The sequence below is a fragment of the Stenotrophomonas maltophilia group sp. RNC7 genome, from assembly GCF_030910085.1.
In the GTDB taxonomy this organism is placed as follows: Bacteria; Pseudomonadota; Gammaproteobacteria; order Xanthomonadales; family Xanthomonadaceae; genus Stenotrophomonas; species Stenotrophomonas sepilia.
Map to the genome: position 1 here is coordinate 1 of NZ_JAVFVN010000129.1, position 872 is coordinate 872.

The 872-nt window shown below is 28.9% G+C and carries 1 protein-coding gene; it reads right to left on the bottom strand.

The genetic code is table 11. The features are described from left to right. Positions 1-427: 427 nt before the first annotated feature. The coding region (locus RCF13_RS01530; protein WP_308140759.1) for a hypothetical protein at positions 428-872 on the bottom strand (445 nt) is incomplete at its 5' end.

Here is an 872-nt window from a genome sequence, read left to right on the forward strand (position 1 = left end):
GCCACCTATATCAAGGTCTTTCTTCGTATATAACATTTGAACAGAAGCTTCATATTTAAAGATTTTAAAAATGAAATTTATATCTTTATCTATGAAAATTAACTTTAGCCTTAAAAAATCCTCTTTCGTCCCTATAATATAGATATTTATTATCGTAGCTCCATGCATAAGAACGTGCTAATGCAGCACGTAGCTTCTTTTCCTTTAGCCTATTTTTCTTAACATCAACTTTTACTGCATAATAATCATGGGGCTTCATTAACATTCTTAAAGGATTCAGTGTTTTTGAATTTCTTACTTCTACAAATACTACTTCATTGCCTGAGATCCATTTTATACTCGTTTCTTCAATTGTCCCTTTGCTTTATAAATAATATCCCAATTCTTATTATTTACATCATATCTAAAGATCTTCAATTTCTCAGGATCATTTGCTACATAATAACCTAAATAATATATATTCCTCATCTGGAATCCACTGTAATGGTCGATTATTAAATTCACCTATTTTTTCTATATTTCTATTTTCAATATCCCATAAGTATATATTGTCGTCTGGGTACTCATCGTCAAAACCTATCAAATAAATAATTACCCTCTCATCGCTTGGTGACCACTTTATGACTCGCTCACCTTCAATTGGGATATTGATTATAGTTTTGTTCTTAATATCTATTAAAATATTTAGTCTCGAATATAGGTCTCTAAGCTGTAAATATCGTTTTGTATTTGACCCTGTGATATAAAGCTTTAAATTTTCTGCATTATCAATATATCCTTCTTTTACTAAATTAGTTTCAAATATTGTTTGTTCAGACACACTGTCTATGATTTTGATAGAACCATCATTGTAATTAATAATATCATAGTCT